The organism is Arenibacter catalasegens (assembly GCF_002909235.1).
Classification (GTDB): domain Bacteria; phylum Bacteroidota; class Bacteroidia; order Flavobacteriales; family Flavobacteriaceae; genus Arenibacter; species Arenibacter catalasegens.
Map to the genome: position 1 here is coordinate 189,602 of NZ_PHQQ01000003.1, position 16,025 is coordinate 205,626.

The window sequence follows — 16,025 nt, forward strand, 5'->3', positions numbered from 1 at the left end:
AATTTAGTTTTTTACAAGTGCTTTTTTCGCTTCGTGCTCCAAGGCAAATTCTTCCTCCGGAGAGAGTATTAATCGATGCCTTCCTTTAAGTCCAAAGTATATCAATCCAATTATTAAATAGCCCATGGAAATAAAAACCGCTGTTCTATAGGATTGATCCTGTAGCTGAAAATATATAATAACACTTGCCAATAAAATAGTGGTCCAGGCACCAAATTTCCCAAAAGGACTAACATAGGGCCTTTCCAGTTCAGGTTTGTTTTTTCTCAACAACAAAAAGGAACCGCATTGTAGAATATAGGACAACATAGCGCTGAAAACAGCTATATTAAGCAATGCACCTCCTATAAAGACCTCACTTTCATTTCCGGCCAAAAATTTGGTAATCATCAAAACCACAAAACCAATCACCGATCCCAATATCAAGGCGGTATAAGGTGTTTTTCTTTTGCTATGGGTAAGGGACAATATTACAGGGAAATAGCCTGCCCTGGACAAGGAATAAATCTGCCGCCCGAAAGCAAAAATTATGGTATGGAAGGATGCCAGGAGACCAATGGAAGCAACCAATGCCAAAAGTTTGGCTATGTTGTCACCGAACAGTACTTTGAATCCGTCCAATAAAGGCTCCCCGGATTGAGAAAGCGCAAAAGACCCCAATGGTATTGAAGCATTAAGCCAAAGGATTAAAAAGGCCGAAATAATCAGCGTAATAATCCCATAGGTCAATCCTTTGGGCATATCCCGTTTCGGATCTATCGACTCCTCGGCCGCCAATGGCAATTGTTCAATGGCCAAAAACAACCAAACCGCAAAGGGCATGGCTTTGAGGGCTCCTTCCCAGCCCAACGGGAATAATGAACCTCCTCCACCTGGCAAATGCTCAGCACTGCCATCGGCACCAGCTTTAATATCCAAGGCATAAGTGGTAAAATCGGCACTTCCGATGGATGATACCCAAAAAATGCCCAAACAACCCAAAGCTAATAAGGTGAGCGTGACGGTGAATTTGAAAGAAAGTTCTACTCCTATTATATTCAGCAGGGTGAAGATGGTATAAAATCCGAACCACCAAAAAGGCAACATTTCCGGTGCAGTTTCAAAAATGCCCTGCATATAATTACTGAGGAAAAAAACAATTACAGCAGGTGTAAGTATAAATTCCAGGTTTTCTACAAGGCCAGTAAAGAATCCACCCCAGGGTCCCATGGCCGATCTGGCAAAAGAATATGCTCCTCCAGTATGTGGCAGGGCAGGAGACATTTCTGCAACGCTCTGGGTAAGCCCAACATACATTATGGCCACAATACAGGTAGCAACGAACATACCACCCCATCCTCCTGAAGCCAGACCTAAGTTCCATCCAGAAAAATGTCCAGATATCACCGCTCCTACACCCAAGGCCCATAAGGACCAAACACCCGCATGGCGTTTAAGTTCCCTGGATTCAAAATAGGATTTGTCCATTTTTTTATACTTCACTCCTTTGCCCATATCTATTTATCTTGGTTTTTGATTGAATTATATATTTTAAACTGGAAACTAATATACTATGAAATAGAAAAAATATCTCTCCATAAACTAGAAAAAGGATTTATTTTTTTAAGAAAAAAACCATAGGGAAGGAATCCCTATGGTCTATAAGATTCATAATAAACTTTACTTAATTGTCCATTTAATTATTACTGGCAACATCCCACCAAAGTCTGGTATTTAAGTCATCTCCTCCCATTCTGGTGACTGCCTGTTGGTAATTTGCATTATTTGTTGATTTAACCTCGTTAGGAAATTGAAACCTTACAGGGACCAATTTATCATTACCTGCATCTATACCGGGAATAATTTCAGGCATTCCGGTACGCCTCCAATCCGACCAAGCTTCAAAACCGGTATAAAACAACGATATCCATTTTTGTAAGGCCACTTTTTCCAGCTTTTCATCTGCTGTTCCGGAATAAGCTACTGCAAGCTGGGCTATATAACCATCTAGATCGAAGCTTTGTAAATCAGCAGCAATCTCGTTCCAACCGCCAGCATTTATTCTTTCCAAATAATATGAAAACGAGGCTCTAATGCCATTCTCATAATACGTTGCGGCATCGCCGATGGTAATGAAATTTCTTTCCCTAGCTTCTGCCAAGATAAATTGAAGCTCAGAATAATCCATTATTATCGTCTGGGATGCCGTTGCCGAAGCCAGTTCTACATTACACGCCCTACAACCAAGAAGGATACCGATCCTGGAAATAAAATTGGACCCTACTTCATCGGGGTTTCCAGATGGACTATAACTTAAAGCTGCCTCATCGTCCAAGCCATTGGGCATGCCCACATAATCGTCCAAATTATCGGAATATATCCCTTTTCCAGAATTGGAAGTGGGTTGGGCAAATACGATAAGTCTTCTGTCGTTTAGCTCCTTAAGTCTAGTTTCCAGTGTAAGACTTAATCTAACCTCATCAAAACTCCCTGAGCGGGTATCATATTTGGGTTGGGGATTATCCGGATTCCATTGTAACAATGCCGCATCCCCATTACTGTTAAATATGGGATAAGTGGTTAAATCTCCCATAATCTCCGACATTCCAGCAACAGCCTTTGCGTTATCCACATCACTGATCCTCATCAACAAACGAAGTCGGAGGGAATTGGCAAATTTCCTCCATTTAAGTACATCGCCCCCGTATAATATATCACCCGATATATTGCCTGCACCGGTCAAGGCTGCGTTGGCTATTTTTAAGTCGGCCAAAATACCATCGTATATTTCCTGTTGTGTCGTAAATTCGGGTGTAATGTTATCATCAATAATCCCTTTTACCGCGTCTGTATATGGCACATCTCCATAAGCATCTGTTAAATAGGAATAAATCCACGATTTTACGATCAATCCAACACCATAATAATTTTGACGATCAGGATTTTCTTGGTTATCGCGAATAATATTCTCAATATCCCTTAAACCGTCGTAGCTGGAATTGTAAGGGTCGCTTGTAGGCGACCAATTGTATCTATCACCAGAAGTAAATTGAAGTCGAGCCCCATATTGTACAACCGTAAAGCCTTCTTCCCATCCTTGATTCCCCCAATTGTAGGCCATTTGCCTTAAAACCCCTGGTAAAAGCAATTCCGAAGAAGCTTGCTCAGGAAAATTTGGGTTTTTATTTATTTCTTCAAAGTCTTCAGTACAACCCATAAAAGTCGCCAAAAGAAGCATCATGAAGAAACCCTGTTTTGAAATATGTATGTTTTTCATCTTTTATGCAATTAAAAATCGATTTGTAAATTTAGCGTGTATGTTTTAGTGCTGGGATAAGACATATTTTCTATACCCGGTTGTAAAGTACCACCTGCAACAGCGACCGTTTCCGGATCAAAATGAGGGTTATCCGTCCAAAGCACTAAATTTCTACCAGTAAGTGATAATCTTGCCTTGCTGATTGGCAGTTTGTCTATAATTCGTGCCGGTAGGGTGTAACCCATAGAAACTTCACGCAATTTGGTATAGGAAGCATCGTACTTAGCAGCCTCCACGTTATCTCTTTCATAATAACGGTTGTTATATGTTCTTACATCCACGTTGGTGGTGTTGGGCGAATATACTCCAGGAGAAGTTTCCACTACACCTTCGGCCACAATCCCGGTTTCCCTGCCTACTAAAGTCTCTTTTAATTGCCCAGCAGTAGAGCCTATTGTTTTGGTTCTGGACACTACTATTCCTCCTTGCCTAATATCGAACATAAAACCGAAATCCAAAGACCTATATTTAAAACTATTCAGGATTCCTAGTGTATAATCCGGAGCATAATCACCCTGGTATACTAAACCGTCCGTTCTAATAGGGATACCATTTGAATTAACTATTTTTTGACCAAAATACTCGCTATTGGCATCTTCCACACGTTGAAACCCTCTACCGTAAATAGCACTAATAGAACCGCCTTCCCTAGCCTGAATGAAGACACTGTTCCTTTCTGTAAGGGTATAATCTATACCTCCCAAATCTGTAACCTCACTTCTATTTCGAGAATAATTGAACATGGTGTTCCAACTAAAATCCTCCGTCCTTACCGGAATAACATTCAATATTGCCTCAAAACCATAATTTCTTACTTCCCCGGCATTGATCAATTTACTGGTATATCCGCTGGATATATCCGTGCTTATAGGTATAATTTGGTTTTTGGTTCTACCGTCATAATAGGTGGCATCCAAATTAAGCCGACTTTGAAACAGACGAATATCGGCTCCAATTTCGTAAGACGATGTAATCTCCGGTTTCAAAACAGCATTGGGAATTAATGAAGATTCAGTTAAAATTGGATTATCGCCAAAAGGTGTTTCATTGGTGAAAAAGCTAGACAGTTTATAAGGATCCGTATCATTTCCAACCTCCGCATAAGCGGCCCTTAATTTTGCAAAGGACACGAATTCGGGCATTTCAAACATATCACTTGCTATGGCACTCAAGGTTGCAGAAGGATAAAAATAGGAATTGTTATCCGTAGGCAAAGTACTGGACCAATCGTTTCTCCCTGTTATATCCAAGAAAAGTAAATTATCATAAGCAAACCTGGCAAAACCGTAGAGACTATTAATTCTCTTCTGTTGATTGTTTGTGTTAACCTCCAATGGCTTTCTTGTATTATTAAAGGAATATATCCCAGGATTAATCAATTGAGGGGCTACCGTTTGGGTATAATCCTGTCTTTGACGAAATTGGTTTCCACCACCTGATATATTAATGTTCCATTTTTCGTTGAAGGTTTTATCATAAGACAAAAGGAAGTCTGTATTGGACTCCTCAAAAAACACATTATCCTCCCTATAATATCCTAATGGGAAACGTTGGGTACTAAACGCTCTTTTCTTGGTCCTTAAATCACGGTAGAAATCCCTACCTGTCCTAACCATTAAATTCCAATTGTCGTTTATAGCATAATTAGCACTGACATTTCCATATACCCTATCCTTATTTTGTGAATTTGTATTCTCATAGACATTAAAGAAAGGGTTGTCATGATAATTATAGTTATAGTTAAACTGCTGTAAATCTTCCCTTCCAGGCATCCAATAATCGCGCATACTATTGGTATTTAACTGTCTACCATACCAAATAAAGAGGTACATAATGCTTTCTGTACCGTAACTCAAGGATGGCCTGTTACCACTATCCGCCTTAATATAATTAACGTTGGTGTTAATTGTTAATTTATCGGTTAGGTTAAGCCCTGCACTTAAGTTAAAAGTATTTCTCGTAAGATCGGTATTTGGAACAATACCTTCTTGATCCAAATTTTGGTAGGAAAACCTAATATTCCCCAAGTCCCCTGATTTAGAAATGGCAATGCTATTGGTCTTCGTATAACCTGTATTGAAGAAATCCATGGTATTATCTGGCATGGAAACCCATGGTGTAGGAGTTATTGGTGAATTGCTCACCAAGTAGTCTCCCCCTCTTGTTCCATCGGCTCTAGGTGAATCAAATTGCGGTATCATTAGTCCTGTATCCAATCTAGGCCCCCAACTTTCATCTACACCGTCGGCAATACCGCTTCCACTACCATCAACAAAAGCAAACTGCTGGTTGTTACCTTGACCATATTCATTTTGCCAATCTGGTAAGAGCAATACACTTTCCATGGTAATACCGGAATTAATGGAAATGCCTAATTGTCCTTTTTTACTATTACCTTTCTTTGTAGTTATGATAATTGCACCGTTTGCAGCTCTAGCTCCATATAATGCCGCAGCAGCAGGTCCTTTAAGCACGTTAATGGATTCTATATTCTCAGGATTTATTTCTGAAGCACCATTGCCGTAATCCACATCCTGCGTCCCAGAACCGCTAGATCCAACAATTGAATTACTTATAGGAGTTCCATCCACAATAAACAATGGGGAGTTTCCATTAATGTTCAATGAGGCATCACCTCGTATAGATACTCTGGCAGACCCACCCAATCCAGAAGGACTGTTGGTAATCTGCAATCCAGCAACTTTCCCAGAGATACCATTTAATAGATTAGGTTCCTTTGAAGAGGAAATCTGATCGGCATCCAACTCCTGGGATGCGTATCCCAAGGATTTTTTTTCCCTCTTAATACCTAAAGCAGTTACTACGACCTCTCTTAAGCCTGTGGCACTCTCTTCTAAAGTAATGGAGACATTTTCTTGTCCATTTACGGAAACTTCCTTGGTGGTGTACCCTATATAGGAAATAACAAGAACAGCATTTTGACTATTTACATTAATAGTAAAATTACCATCAAAATCGGATTGGGTGCCGTTTGCCGTTCCTTTTTCCAGAACGTTAGCCCCTGGCAACAGACTTCCTTCGCTGTCAACAATGGTCCCATTTACCACAAACTGCTGATAGACCTTAACCTTTTTTACATCAATCTTGGTTTGGGAAGGAATATCATTTTCAGGCTTAAGAACAATCTGTTTATCCAATACCTCGTAAGTAATATCCATTTTGGAAAAAAGCCTTTCCAAAATAGAGGTTACCAATTCTTTATTTGCACTTACAGAGACAATTTTCCTATAATCTACCTCCTTGTCGTTGTACATGAATTTGAATTCTGTAAGTGACTCAATTTTGTTCAATACATTTTCGAGACTTACATTTTCGAGATTCATTGTAATTTTGGTCTTTTGACCATAAGTTTCGTTGGCATGAATTTGAAAAAACGAAACAATCAAGACTAATAATGTAGTAAGTTTCATTTTCAAATCATATTGTAGCCGAAAACGGGATTCCCCCCCCGGCTTAATTAAGTTTTTCATATTTTTGTAGTGTGTTAGTGGTTAATTAATTTAATCACATTCTATCGGGAGGTGTTGGCGCACTTTCCGATTTTTTTTTTGCCCCTTTGCTGTCATTACAATATTAATTTAAGCGTTTAAGCCAATACTCTGTGATTTGTATAAATAAAGAAGATTTTAATTCATTGGCGGTTGGTTAATTAGTTAATAATTATTTGTCTGTTGTTGATTTTATAATCTATTTCGTAGGACTCATTGAACGTTCTAAATACTTGATCAATGGTTTCAATATCAAAACTTGCTGTAAACATTTCATTGTCCAAACCTTTGTTATTGTTGGTAATATCTACATTATAATGGCGCTCCAATTTTTTAACAATGTTCTTAAACGGCACATGTCTCAATATAATTTTCCCATTCAACCAATCGGTATGCATTGCTATATCGGCCTCTGCAATAGATATTTGCTTATTGTGCTTATTCCATTCCGCCTTATATCCAGGCTTTAACAAAGAAGAATTGGAAGAATCATAATTCGCATTACTTTCATAAACCGAAACGGAGCCCTCGACTAATGTTGTATTTACAAATTGATCTTCGGGATAAGACGACAGATTAAATTTGGTACCCAATACTCTTACGTTAAGTTCATCCGCATTTACAATAAATGGATGCAACTTGTCTTTCGCCACCGTGAAGAAAGCTTCTCCATTCAGAAAAACTCGTCTATTATCACCTTTTATAAATTGTACTGGATACTTAAGGGATGTTCCTGAGTTAAGAATTACTTGGGTTCCATCGGACAATACAATATCAAACCTTTTCCCATAAGGAACCGTAAGCGTATTATAAATCAATTCTTCTTTGGCACTTCCAGTGTTTTTATAAACCAATTGTCTTCCCTTTTGTGCTCCTAACACATTTCCTTCCGAATCCACTACCCTTGCCGTCCCGTTTTCAGAAATTATTTCCAATGTGCCGTCATTCAACTGCAATGTAATGGCATCTTCAGAAGTCATGGGCACTTGGCTAGGCACAATAAAATAATCTTTAAATAAATAGGCGCCTCCTATTAGCAAAACTAAAACTGCAGCGTATTTTAAGGTAGTTAATAAAAATCGGCTCTTATTTTTTTTAGTAGCCTGCTTGTCATCTATAATACTATTATAAACCTGATCTATATCAGATACAGATTCATCAAATGAGGAAGCTACATATTTAGCTTTGATGGAATAGAATTTTTTGGCATTTTGATCCGACGAAGTAATCCAAACTTCAACCTCCTTTTCTTCTGCCGAAGTAGTTGCCCCATTAAGGTATTTGGAAATTTTTTTATCTGTCATCGTCCCAAGTATACTAATAAGACGACTCAAAAAGGATTTACACCTAGTACTAACTAAAAAAATTATTGGGAAATCGTTATATACTCCCTTAAATGGAGCTTCATATGTTTCAGGGCACTTGCAATGTGGTTGTCTACAGTCTTATGTGAAATCCCCATTTGCGCTGCTATTTCACCATGTTTCAAGCCCTCGAATCTGCTTTTTTTGAAAACATTTTTACATTTTTCAGGTAACAATTCTATGCTGCGCATAATTTTGCTTTCCAATTCATTTTCAAGCAAAAGTGAGGCTGCATCATCCTGAATGAACTGACGTTGAATTTCAGACTTAATTAAAAAACGTTGATCTAAGTAATTCCTTTTAACCTTTTCATGCTTTAATTGATCCAGACAGGAATTCTTGGTCACACTATATAAGTAACTATTAATATTAGTCACTTCCTTTAGTCCACCCCTATTTTCCCAAATTTTCAAAAATACATTCTGAACGATGCTTTCCGCCTCTTGGTGGTACACCAAATATCCTTTTGCAATGTGTACAAGTTTGGAGTAGTAAAGCCTAAACAAGGTCTCAAATGCACATTTCTCCCCCTTTTCCAAAAGGGAAATAAAATATTCATTGTTGACATTAGGTTGGCCTTTTTTCAACTTATCAATGGATTTAAATCTTAGGTTCAAGCATTACACCTACCATGGTAAGCGCATTTTTTTGCAATGGTATGTACTACAGATTTAACTTATTTTACCTCATCGCCAATCTACTCCGCCTATCATTAAATTTAAGTAAAACACCATAAAAACTTCCAACCCGCTGCTCTTATAGCACAGTAATTAAGTCGGGGGATTTATTAATATCACCCCAATTTAACAAATAATTACAATTTAACCAAAGATTGTATTTCCTAATATCCTAAATCGATATTGATTTTGAGCCTTCCTAAATTTAGGGTGATTAATTACCTATTTCGGCAATTTTCACAGGTCTTTTTTCCTTTAATGATTTAATGGCTGCCAGTCCGATCTGAAGGGACAACAACCCATCATTACCATTCACTGGCACGGCTTCACCATTTTTTAAACTCTTCACATAGCTGGCCATTTCCGATTTATATGCTTCAGCATATCTCTCCAAAAAAAAATGCAGGGGAAGTGCCCCTAGTACACCCTTGTTTGTATAAAGCCGATGTGAGTCTTCATAATTATTATCCGCCTGTACCATTCCCTTAGACCCAAACACCTCTATTCTTTGATCGTAACCATAGGCAGCCTCCCTACTGTTGTCTATAACCGCCATAGTGCCATCCGTATAGGTCAAGGTAACTACCGCCGTGTCTATATCCCCAGCCTTACCAATGGCTGGATCCACTAAAACAGCTCCTTTAGCATATACCTCCTCTATTTCCTTGCCAACCACAAAACGCGCCATGTCAAAATCGTGAATGGTCATGTCCAAAAAGAGACCTCCTGATTTTTCAATATAACTCACCGGTGGCGCACCTGGATCTCGACTCGTAATTTTTACCAAGTGGGGCTCCCCTACGGCGCCCTCCATTACTGATTCATGAACCTTACTAAACTCTTTATCGAACCTACGGTTAAAACCTAACATCAACTTAATATTGGCTTCCTTTACCACTTTCAAGACCTCAACCACCCTTTGCATAGATAGGTCCAAAGGTTTTTCACAAAAAACATGGACACCTGCTTTCGCAGCCATTTCAACATAATCGGCATGGGTATCCGTAGGAGAACAGATCACAACGGAATCGAAAGGAGCAACAACCAACAAATCCTCATAAGTAGCTGTAATATGAGGTATGTTCTTTTCTTTTGCATATTCCCTACATTCAGCCATTGGGTCCATAACGGCAACCACTTCTACATCTTCCATCAGAAGCAAGTTCTCCAAATGGATCTTTCCTATCCTTCCCAAACCTGCTACAGCGAATTTAACTTTTGTCATAAATTTATATTTATAAATGATAGTTTCATGAATGTTTAATTGACTAAAGCCCCAAGGATTTAATATAATCCCTATTGGCCTGTGCGCATATTTTTGGGTTTCCCATGCCTGGCAAAATATCCTGCTCAACCACGATCCAATCGTTGTATTTCAATTCTTCCAACAATTTTACTATGGATTGAAAATCCACGGACCCCTTTCCCAGTTCGCAAAACACTCCTCTTTTAATAGCATCGAAGTAGTCCCCATTTACCGCTCGCGAAGCCTGGGACGCTAGAGGACTATAATCCTTGAAATGAACATGCCATATTCTTTTACCATATTTTTTTAGGGCAGCTACCGGATCTCCACCGCCAAAAGCGTAATGACCCATATCCAAACACAATCCCAATAATTGTGGATCCGTCAAAGTCATAAGCCTATCTATTTCCTCCGGGGTTTCAACATATCCAGCACAATGATGGTGGAACACTGTTCTAATACCAAAAGCATCCTTCACTGCCTTTGCAATCTTTTCTGCTCCTGCAGCATAAACCCTCCATTGAACCTCTGAGAGGCTCATTTGGGAGGTAATTCTACCCGCATTATTGGTGCGTTCCGGAACAGATCCGTTATCATCGGCCAATACAATAAAAGAATTTTTATAACCGGCATTGAACATGAGCTCGGCCACTTTTAGTGCAGCAACTACACCTTTGTCATGATTGTCCTCCTTGACCAAAGCTACTGGAACAAAAGCGCCCAATAAATCCAAATGCCTTTTATCCAATTCAGCCTTTAACCGGTCAGGAGTGGTGGGCATATATCCCCAATCCCCCAATTCGGTACCTATATAACCTGTTTCCTTAATTTCATCCAATACCTGTTCAAAACCAATCTCTTCGGATTTTTCTTCTAGGTCAAATTCCAAGGCGCCCCATGAGCAAGGAGCATTAGCGATTTTCATCATTTTATAATCCTATTAAAATTTTCTAGACCAAATGTTCGGCCATCTTTCTATTATAACCTTGGTCTGGGTAAAGAATTCTATGGCATGCTTACCCTGCCCGTGCAGATCTCCAAAAAAGCTATCCTTCCAACCACTAAATGGGAATTGGGCCATTGGAGCCGCAACTCCTATATTTATTCCAATATTCCCAGCATCCGCCTCATTTCTAAACCTTCTGGCATTGGCACCACTACCGGTAAATAAACAAGCCATGTTGCCATAATTCCCGCTATTTACAAATTTCAGGGCATCATCTATATTCTTCATGGATATCAAACTCATTACTGGACCAAAAATTTCAGTTCCAATAAGTTCCTTATCCAAGGCCACGTCCTCCAAAATGGTAGGATTCAGGAAATTACCCTTCTCATAGCCTGAAATGGACGCATTTCGCCCGTCCAAAAGCACTTTGGCGCCCTCATCGATTCCTTTTTGAATTAATCCTGTTATCCTTGTCTTACTTTCGGGAGTAATTACAGGTCCCATATTTATCTCCCTATCTAGGCCATAACCCGTTGTTCGGGCTTTGACAGTTTCATATAGCGCATCCTTTATTTGTCTTTTATGATCATCAACTGTAATAATGGTCGACGCCGCCAAACACCTCTGGCCTGCACATCCATAAACGGAATCCGCTATTATCTTGGCAGACATTTCTATATCTGCATCAGGCAGTACCACCACTGGATTTTTAGCTCCACCTTGAGCCTGTACTCGCTTACCATTGGCCGTACCCTTGGAATAAATATATCTGGCTACTGGAGTACTTCCAACAAAACTCACTGCTTTAATGGCGGGGTGTTCCAAAATTGCATCTACTGAATCCTTACCACCGTGTACTAGGCTCACAAGACCCTTTGGCATATCCAATTGATCGATAAACTCAAATATCTTCATCATGGTCAAGGGTACCTTCTCGGAAGGTTTTACTACAAAGGCGTTACCCGTTGCAATTGCATAGGGTAAGAACCAGAAAACGATCATACTTGGAAAGTTGAATGGGGTTATACAAGCTGCAACACCCAAGGGTTGCCTAATCATCATTTCGTCTACACCTGTAGCTATATCTTCAATAACATCACCCGCCATTAACATTGGAGTACCACAAGCTACTTCAATATTCTCTATAGCTCTCTGAATTTCCCCAACAGATTCCCCGTATGTTTTGCCAGATTCCTTGGTAATAATCTCCGCAAGGTCTTCGGTATTTTCCTCCATTAGGGTTTTTAAGCGATATAGTACCTGAACCCTTTTTATTACGGGAACCTTACTCCATTCCTTATAGGCCTTGGATGCGGACGATACTGCCAAATCTACATCCTTTTGTGTACCAGGTCCGTAAGGTACCTTTGCCAAAACCTCTTGTGTTGCAGGGTTTATAATGTCTATTGTTTCTTTGGAGGTGCTTGGGGTCCAAACACCATCGATATAATTTTTTAGAATTTCCATTTTTTTAATGTTTAATATTTTTGATTATAGTGCTCCTATTGATTGTTCCAGAGCAAAACATAGATTAGAATAGTTACCGCGCATAACCCAATGGACATGGGTATGGTATATTTCCAGGTGGTCAGATTTACTGCTCCGACATCCGTAATTTCATACTTGTTATTATTGGGATAGAAGTAGGATACAGAATACATAATGGCTACGTTCAACAAGAATTCTATCCCCCATAAATGTACAAAATGTATGCCGTGAGAGGTATATCCCCAAGTCATAAAAATATAAAAAGTTAGTCCGAAAAGCAGGGCCACTTTAGCACCCATTGCCGAGACTTTTTTCATAAAGAAACCCGCCAATAAAATAGAAGCTATAGGAATAAAGAATATTCCGTTGAGCTCTTGTAGCAATTGATATAAACCATCGGAAGCATTGGCCACCATCGGGGCAGCAAATATGGCCACAACGGCTAAAATTGCAGAGGTCACCTTTCCAATCTTTACCAATTTGTTATCGCTGACATTTTTCGCAATATGTTTCTTATAAATGTCTATACTGAACAAGGTAGCCACAGAATTCAATACAGAATTAAAGGTACTCAGTACTGCTCCCATTATTACGGCCGCAAAAAAACCAATTAACCAAACAGGTAAGACCTTCTTAACCAATTGAGGGTAAACGGAGTCCTGCTGGTCAAAGTAAGTGTCCTGAAAATAATAGTAGCAAATAACTCCGGGCAACACAATTATCAGGGGTATCAATATCTTAAAAAGACCTGTTATTAAAAGACCTTTTTGGGCTTCCTTCAAGTTTTTAGCTCCCAAGGCCCTTTGGATTATAGTTTGGTTCATCCCCCAAAAATAAAGCTGATTAATAATCAAGCCCGTAAACAAAACTTCGAAAGGCAATACAGAGTCCCTTGCCCCCACTACGTTGAATTTCTCCGGTGCATAATTATAAACCTTTACCAATCCGTCCCAGATGTTATTATCTCCAATGGCCATCAAGGCCAATATTGGTATTAAAAGACCTCCCAATAAAAGTCCAAATCCATTAATGGTATCGGAATAGGCTACGGCCTTTAAACCTCCAAATATGGCGTATATAGACCCTATAACACCAATAATGACTACTGTAATCCAGAGCCCTTCGGATTTACTGACCCCTAGTGCCTCCGAAACACCAAACAGACTTTCAATACCTATTGCTCCTGAGTACAAAACAATGGGAAGTAAGGTAACCACAAAAGAAAAGATCAGAATGGCGGCTACCATAGTCCTTGTTAACCCATCAAATCTACTTTCCAAAAATTGCGGTATGGTGGTCAATCCCATTTTTAGATACTTGGGAACAAAAAAAATGGCTGCAATTACTAGGGCTATAGAAGAGGTAACCTCCCAGGCAATTACAATAAATCCATTGACGTATGAATTACCGTTCATCCCAATAAGATGTTCCGAGGAAATATTGGTCAGCAACATGGAACCCGCAATTACGATTCCTGTTAAACTTCTACCTCCCAAGAAATAACCATCGGACGATGTTAAATTTGTCTTTCTAAGGCTGTACCAGGTAAAAAAAGCAACTCCTCCAGTAAAAATAAGGAATGTAGTTAAAATAATAATGAGTTCGGAATTCATAAGGCTGGTTGGTTATGGTCTATAAATAATATTTTTGGGTTTTCTTATTTTCCCTATAGGTTTCCAAAGATTTTTTGACTTCACTTTTCTCTGATACCTCGGCTACCGCTACATCCCACCAAGCAAATCCTGGGACAGCTTTTTTACGATCCACCTCAATATAGATTACTGTGGTCTTGTCTATGGTTTTTGCCTTTTTAAGGGCTGCATTTAATTCCTTTACATTTTTCACTTTAATGACATGGGCTCCCATACTCGCCGCATTGGCCGCATAGTCTATGGGCAACAATCCTCCGTCCAATTGATCGGTCTCCTCGTTGCGATACCTGTAGTAGGTGCCAAAACCTTCACTTCCCAGAGAACTGGACAGGCTTCCTATACTGGAATAGCCATCATTGTTCAATAAAACAATAGTCAGTTTCTGTTTTTCTTGGATTGATGTTACTATCTCCTGAGACATCATTAGGTAACTGCCATCGCCCACCATCACATATATCTCGCTTTCCGGACGCGCCATTTTTGCACCTAAACCACCAGCAATCTCATAACCCATACAGGAATAACCGTATTCTAGATGAAAGCCTTTGGGGTTTCTAGTCCTCCATAACTTATGAAGGTCACCTGGTAAACTCCCTGCTGCACAAAGTACTATATCTTCAGGGTTGGAAAATGAATTTACAGCTCCGATCACTTCCCCTTGGAATGCAGGTACCTCATTCTTTTCAGCATAGATATTCGCTACAAATTGATCCCAGCTCTTGTTGAATTTCTCCACTTTTTCACGGTAATCCCCACTAACTTTGTAATTGGACAGTTCCCTGTCCATTGTTTCTAATATAGCCTTGGCATCCCCTACCAAAGGAAGTGCTCCGTGCTTAAAAGAATCGAATTCCGTAATATTTATATTGATAAAACGGACCTTGGGATCCTGAAATGCGGATTTGGAGATAGTAGTAAAATCGCTATATCTTGTACCTACCCCAATCACTAGGTCGGCTTCTTTTGCAATTTCTATGGCTCCGGGCGTTCCTGTTACCCCGGCAGCTCCTAAATTCTGTGGCTCGTTATAATCCAAGGAGCCCTTGCCTGCAAAGGTTTCGGCCACTGGAATCCCCGTTCTATTGACCAATTTTTTTAATATTGCCGTAGCATCACTATAAATAGCACCACCACCAGCAATAATCATAGGCCTTTTGCTTTCTTTGATCTGTTCAATTGCCCTTGTCAATAGGGTTTGATCTGGCATGGTCCTCCCAATATGCCAAACCCGCTTCTGGAACATTTCTACAGGAAAATCATGAGCCTCCGCCTGCACATCCTGTGGAATGCACAAGGTAACAGTTCCCGTTTCGGCCTGTGAAGTCAATACCCTCATTACTTCTGGCAAGGAGGTTATTAGTTGTTCCGGCCTATTGATCCGGTCCCAATATTTGGAAACAGGCTTAAAGCAATCATTGACAGAAATATCCTGAGTAACATTGGATTCCAATTGTTGTAATACCGGAGCAACCTGTCTAGTAGCAAATATATCTCCTGGAATCAAGAGGATAGGAATCCTATTAATAGTGGCTGCCGCAGCACCAGTGAGCATATTGGTAGCTCCGGGCCCTATAGAAGAAGTACAGACAAAGGTTTGCAATCTATTTTTTACTTTGGCAAAGGCTGCCGCAGCATGTACCATTCCCTGCTCGTTCCTAGCCACATAATATGGAAAATCCAGGTTTTGATGCAATGCCTGTCCTATTCCCGCTACGTTCCCATGCCCTAAAATTCCGAAACAACCGGCAAAAAATTGGTTCTGAACCCCATCGCGTTCCACATATTGGTTCTTTAGATATTCTATTGTGGCTTGGGCCACCGTAAGTCTTTTTGTTTTCATCG

At 39.7% G+C, this 16,025-nt stretch carries 10 protein-coding genes; all 10 read right to left on the reverse strand.

Features of this window, described 5'->3' with window-relative positions; genetic code table 11:
• Positions 1 to 3: 3 nt before the first annotated feature.
• Positions 4 to 1,494 (reverse strand): amino acid permease, encoded by a 1,491-nt coding sequence (locus tag CWD90_RS04485; RefSeq protein WP_103474724.1) that lies wholly within the window; start codon positions 1,492 to 1,494, stop codon positions 4 to 6.
• 181 nt (positions 1,495 to 1,675) lie between these two features.
• Positions 1,676 to 3,256: a SusD/RagB family nutrient-binding outer membrane lipoprotein gene (locus CWD90_RS04490; protein ID WP_103474725.1), complete on the reverse strand. Its 1,581-nt coding sequence runs from the start codon at positions 3,254 to 3,256 to the stop codon at positions 1,676 to 1,678.
• Positions 3,257 to 3,267: 11 nt separating this feature from the next.
• Positions 3,268 to 6,729 (reverse strand): SusC/RagA family TonB-linked outer membrane protein, encoded by a 3,462-nt coding sequence (locus CWD90_RS04495; protein ID WP_239986456.1) that lies wholly within the window; start codon positions 6,727 to 6,729, stop codon positions 3,268 to 3,270.
• A gap of 239 nt (positions 6,730 to 6,968) precedes the next feature.
• A complete protein-coding gene (locus tag CWD90_RS04500) occupies positions 6,969 to 8,111 on the reverse strand; it encodes a FecR family protein (protein ID WP_103474726.1) in 1,143 nt (380 codons plus the stop codon).
• A 62-nt stretch (positions 8,112 to 8,173) separates the two neighbouring features.
• On the reverse strand, positions 8,174 to 8,758 hold the full coding sequence (locus tag CWD90_RS04505; RefSeq protein WP_239986457.1) for an RNA polymerase sigma-70 factor: 585 nt from the start codon (positions 8,756 to 8,758) through the stop codon (positions 8,174 to 8,176).
• Between the two features lie 304 nt (positions 8,759 to 9,062).
• Entirely contained in the window at positions 9,063 to 10,073 is a 1,011-nt protein-coding gene (iolG, locus tag CWD90_RS04510; RefSeq protein WP_103474727.1) for an inositol 2-dehydrogenase, read from the reverse strand.
• Positions 10,074 to 10,116: 43 nt separating this feature from the next.
• On the reverse strand, positions 10,117 to 11,022 hold the full coding sequence (locus CWD90_RS04515; RefSeq protein ID WP_103474728.1) for a sugar phosphate isomerase/epimerase family protein: 906 nt from the start codon (positions 11,020 to 11,022) through the stop codon (positions 10,117 to 10,119).
• A 12-nt stretch (positions 11,023 to 11,034) separates the two neighbouring features.
• Entirely contained in the window at positions 11,035 to 12,510 is a 1,476-nt protein-coding gene (locus CWD90_RS04520) for a CoA-acylating methylmalonate-semialdehyde dehydrogenase (protein ID WP_103474729.1), read from the reverse strand.
• A gap of 35 nt (positions 12,511 to 12,545) precedes the next feature.
• A complete protein-coding gene (locus CWD90_RS04525; RefSeq protein ID WP_239986458.1) occupies positions 12,546 to 14,144 on the reverse strand; it encodes a solute:sodium symporter family transporter in 1,599 nt (532 codons plus the stop codon).
• 19 nt (positions 14,145 to 14,163) lie between these two features.
• Positions 14,164 to 16,023 (reverse strand): 3D-(3,5/4)-trihydroxycyclohexane-1,2-dione acylhydrolase (decyclizing), encoded by a 1,860-nt coding sequence (gene iolD / locus CWD90_RS04530; RefSeq protein ID WP_103474730.1) that lies wholly within the window; start codon positions 16,021 to 16,023, stop codon positions 14,164 to 14,166.
• Positions 16,024 to 16,025 lie beyond the last annotated feature (2 nt).

Excerpts from the sequence above, each read along its gene's own strand:
- iolG (WP_103474727.1), bottom strand. The coding sequence starts at position 10,073 with ATGACAAAAGTTAAATTCGCTGTAGCAGGTTTGGGAAGGATAGGAAAG.
- CWD90_RS04515 (WP_103474728.1), bottom strand. The coding sequence starts at position 11,022 with ATGATGAAAATCGCTAATGCTCCTTGCTCATGGGGCGCCTTGGAATTT.
- CWD90_RS04520 (WP_103474729.1), bottom strand. The coding sequence starts at position 12,510 with ATGGAAATTCTAAAAAATTATATCGATGGTGTTTGGACCCCAAGCACC.
- CWD90_RS04490 (WP_103474725.1), bottom strand. The coding sequence starts at position 3,256 with ATGAAAAACATACATATTTCAAAACAGGGTTTCTTCATGATGCTTCTT.
- CWD90_RS04485 (WP_103474724.1), bottom strand. The coding sequence starts at position 1,494 with ATGGGCAAAGGAGTGAAGTATAAAAAAATGGACAAATCCTATTTTGAA.
- iolD (WP_103474730.1), bottom strand. The coding sequence starts at position 16,023 with ATGAAAACAAAAAGACTTACGGTGGCCCAAGCCACAATAGAATATCTA.
- CWD90_RS04495 (WP_239986456.1), bottom strand. The coding sequence starts at position 6,729 with ATGAAACTTACTACATTATTAGTCTTGATTGTTTCGTTTTTTCAAATT.
- CWD90_RS04525 (WP_239986458.1), bottom strand. The coding sequence starts at position 14,144 with ATGAATTCCGAACTCATTATTATTTTAACTACATTCCTTATTTTTACT.
- CWD90_RS04500 (WP_103474726.1), bottom strand. The coding sequence starts at position 8,111 with ATGACAGATAAAAAAATTTCCAAATACCTTAATGGGGCAACTACTTCG.